Genomic DNA, 3,225 nt, shown 5'->3' with positions numbered 1-3,225 from the left:
TATTGGCCACCTACGGGCAGTTTTCAAGTCCGCACATGGGCAGTTCCCGATGACCGTTGACAGCAGGTCGTCGGGTGCGTAGTTCGATGTCGCCAGAATCGTCACGCGACGAGTGAGGACGTATTCGAGCATGCGAGTGAGAAGCCGAGCATCTCCGGAGTCGTGCACATGTAGTTCGTCGAAGTACAACAACTGGCTTTGTCCGATCACATCGTCGAGTGCCTGACGCATCATCGATGGATCGTGTCGATGGATGTGCATGTGGCGACGGAGGTCGTCAAAGAAACTGTGGAAATGGATTCGGACCTTCCGGGGTGTGGGTGCCGCGTCATAGAACGCATTGGCCAGCCATGACTTGCCCCGCCCCGCCGAGCCGTACACATAAAGCCCACGCGGGCGCGGCCGGCGTCGACGCTGCGTCGTCACATCTAGGTCGGCGAGACGGTGGACGAGCTGCCGCTGAGAGTCATCAAGGACTATGCCCTCGGCGAGCGCTGCATCGTCAATCGCCGACAGGATCTGCGGACGAGTCGTAGACACCTATCGATGATCAAACGCCGTGGCTTCCCCAGAATGGGAGTGTGATCGACCTCGCTTCCGTCGCGATCGAACAAGTCACCCAGGAGTCGGAGCCCGGAGATCCGAACATGTTGCGCTACAACGCTATCAAACGTCACGGCAGGCCCCCCTTCGAAGGTCACGGTCTCATTCGACCTGGGCGGCCCTAGAACGCTGGGGCCCATTGCCTATCGGCGTCGGGCGCTGACCTACCCGACGCAAACGTTGTCGTACCGCCCGATTCCCGGCGTGTCGAGTGTGCCGTTAAATAGCCGCGTGTCCGCGCGCGCTCTCGTATGCCATGCCTATGGTGTGTATCACAATGAATGGTGTATTCACACTGGCAAAGTTTCTGTAGGGTTCTCTTCACTGAACGGCCGCCCGCAAGTCGCGGGCGTCTGCAACCTTGGGGAGGAACCATGATGAATGTGAAACGACGTGTAGCCGCAGTCTCTGCGGGACTGATCATTGCTGGCGCGGGAGCGATGGCGGCGGCGCCGATCGCATCGGCGTTTGCGGTGACCCCGGCGCCGGGTGGGGGATATGTGCACTTGAATTCCGATGAGGCGCAGGTCCTTCACGATGCGCATCTGGGCGGCACGATCGATGCGGTGACCGGTTGGCAACCCGACCCGGATAGTGGGCTGATTTTCGGCGCAGCCATCGATCAATTTTCCGGACGCGCCGCGGCATCTCCGTCGGGCACCTTTTACGCCGGATTGACCGACATCCCTACCAATTTGACCTGGCATACCGGCTGGCGTCGCTGACCCCACCGGAGAGTGTTGGTGCCCGCTCGGTTCAACGGGCGGGCACCAACAGCCCGGACGTACACTGGGTGACTGTGTCTATTCTGCGCAGGCACATAATACTTGCGCCGCAGCTACTTTCGGGCGTTCTAGGGTGTCGGCGGTCTGATGCTGTTCGTCGCTGCACCGGCGCCATTCGTATCAACCTGAGTGGCATTACCCGTCGATCCGGCCTCGAGTTCGCCGCGCGTGGCGTTCTGCTCCGGCTTTGCCTCGTTCTGCATCTCGCTCACCTCACTGTTGAAGATGCGCATCGATCGGCCGAGCCCTCGTGCTGCGTCAGGTAGCTTCTTCGATCCGAACAGAACGAGAAACACCACTACCACCACGATGATGTGCCAAGGTTGCATTGCGCCCATGTTGTTCTACCTCCTGTGGCGGCCGCTGCCGCTGAGTGATCGTTCGCTGTCAGGCCCGTTGTCGCTCGAGTCTGTTGGGTAGGCATCGAGCATCATGGCGGCGACTGCGGTGAGTGCGTCTTTCCATGCGGTCGACATATCGTCAGTCCACTTCTCCCCGCCGATGTCGGCCATCGTGTCGACGAGACTCGTTGCTACCCAGCCGTACATCTGTGGTGTGACACCCAGTGACGCGTGCACTCGACCCAGCGAACCCAGGGAGGTGCGCAGCCATTCGGGGTCGTCGAGATGCTCCAGAACGGAGACGATGGCCCGCTGGAGCATGGTGGCCTGAGGACGGATCTCCTCGCCGAAAAGTTGCTGTACCGAAGGGTGCTCGGTGAAGAGACGTTCGTAGAAGTGCACGGTGAAGTCGGGGTCGGCGTCGGCCACGAGCGCAAGGCTGCGCTCGAGCAGTGGTTGGTCCATCGTCATGTCCTTTCCGTGACGGTCATGCAAGGCCGGCGAGATACGTCCGGGCCCACTGCGCGGCGGTGACTTCACCGGCGACCTGGAATGTGGTGTAGTTCGCGTGAGCGCCTGATCGCAGGAACTCATCGAAGATGCGGATCTGCTCTCGCGCACGGACGTCACTGACCTCGCGAACCACTGCGGCCGGTCCTCCCTGGGTGAGCAGCTCCTCCAGAATGGCTCCCGCCTCGACCTGGTACTGACTGATCTGGCTGGGCGTCGGATCACTCGTCTCCGCGAGATATCCGACGATCCTCGTCACGTAGTAGTCCTGCGGCAGATTGCAATACAGATCTTCTGGTGCGCAGAGACTGAAAGAGCGTGGCCGCAGCCAGCCCATCCCGTCCGGCCGACCGCCACCGCTCCCCTCACCGCTCAATTGCGGACCGATGACGTTGTCTTTGTCAGAGCGGCGGGGGTCGGACAGCAGGACGACGCCGGCCACAGTCGATGGGCTGATGGCCGTGCGGCCGGTGCCGATTTCGGAGGCGACGTCGCCGGCGGCGTCGGCACCCTGGCTGTAACCCGTCAGCGCGATCTTGGTACCAGGGCAACGGTGCAGCATTGCAGCGGCAAGGCCGGTTGCGTTCGCCGCTGCCTGCGCCTTCGATTTGCCGTAGATCGCCTTCTCCCAGGGAAATGCCGTCGCGTCATAACCCACGTACTGCACTGCCGTCGCTGGTCCCAGATCAGCGGTGACCTCGTTCAGGATCCCGGGTTGGTCTCCGTTCGCCCAGGTGCCGGGCACGGCCAGAACGTACAGTGCCGGGCACTGCGACGGTGAAGCCATTGCTGAACCCGTTGTGACACTGGCTATCCCGAGCAGTGCGAGCGCGAGCGTGAGGAAGCCGATCTTGTGCCATCGCTGCCGGATGTGATCGTGCTGCATGGCCGGTATCCCGCTACTCACCACAACGCGACGCGCGTCAGGGGTGGTTGGGGTTGTTGATGACGGGGATGCTGATGTTGATGGGCATGCGTAGTTCTGA

The 3,225-nt window shown here is 61.8% G+C and carries 5 protein-coding genes; 1 reads left to right on the top strand and 4 read right to left on the bottom strand.

Going from position 1 to position 3,225, the window contains the following annotated elements:
• The coding region (gene zapE, locus BFL43_RS00120; RefSeq protein WP_240497975.1) for a cell division protein ZapE at positions 1 to 540 on the bottom strand (540 nt) is incomplete at its 3' end.
• A 446-nt stretch (positions 541 to 986) separates the two neighbouring features.
• Here zapE and BFL43_RS00115 point away from each other — a divergent pair.
• Positions 987 to 1,328, top strand: coding sequence for a hypothetical protein (locus BFL43_RS00115; RefSeq protein WP_143694983.1), 342 nt, complete (start codon positions 987 to 989; stop codon positions 1,326 to 1,328).
• A 128-nt stretch (positions 1,329 to 1,456) separates the two neighbouring features.
• On the opposite strand, the gene tatA is transcribed toward BFL43_RS00115, so the two are convergent.
• The 3 genes from tatA to BFL43_RS00100 are packed head-to-tail and all read right to left on the bottom strand — an operon-like array spanning position 1,457 to position 3,026.
• Complete coding sequence (gene tatA / locus BFL43_RS29685; protein WP_276206074.1) at positions 1,457 to 1,717, bottom strand: Sec-independent protein translocase subunit TatA; 261 nt, start codon at positions 1,715 to 1,717, stop codon at positions 1,457 to 1,459.
• 15 nt (positions 1,718 to 1,732) lie between these two features.
• Positions 1,733 to 2,194, bottom strand: coding sequence for a globin domain-containing protein (locus BFL43_RS00105; protein ID WP_084889695.1), 462 nt, complete (start codon positions 2,192 to 2,194; stop codon positions 1,733 to 1,735).
• A gap of 22 nt (positions 2,195 to 2,216) precedes the next feature.
• A complete protein-coding gene (locus tag BFL43_RS00100; RefSeq protein WP_240497976.1) occupies positions 2,217 to 3,026 on the bottom strand; it encodes a cutinase family protein in 810 nt (269 codons plus the stop codon).
• Positions 3,027 to 3,225 lie beyond the last annotated feature (199 nt).

The sequence above is a fragment of the Williamsia sp. 1135 genome (assembly GCF_002095395.1).
Taxonomy (GTDB): Bacteria; Actinomycetota; Actinomycetes; order Mycobacteriales; family Mycobacteriaceae; genus Williamsia.
This window is presented reverse-complemented; position numbering and strand designations above follow the sequence as displayed.

What these genes read in the sequence shown, in the direction of transcription:
- tatA (WP_276206074.1), bottom strand. Translation starts at nt 1,717, where the DNA reads ATGCAACCTTGGCACATCATCGTGGTGGTAGTGGTGTTTCTCGTTCTG.
- BFL43_RS00105 (WP_084889695.1), bottom strand. Translation starts at nt 2,194, where the DNA reads ATGGACCAACCACTGCTCGAGCGCAGCCTTGCGCTCGTGGCCGACGCC.
- BFL43_RS00100 (WP_240497976.1), bottom strand. Translation starts at nt 3,026, where the DNA reads ATGGCTTCACCGTCGCAGTGCCCGGCACTGTACGTTCTGGCCGTGCCC.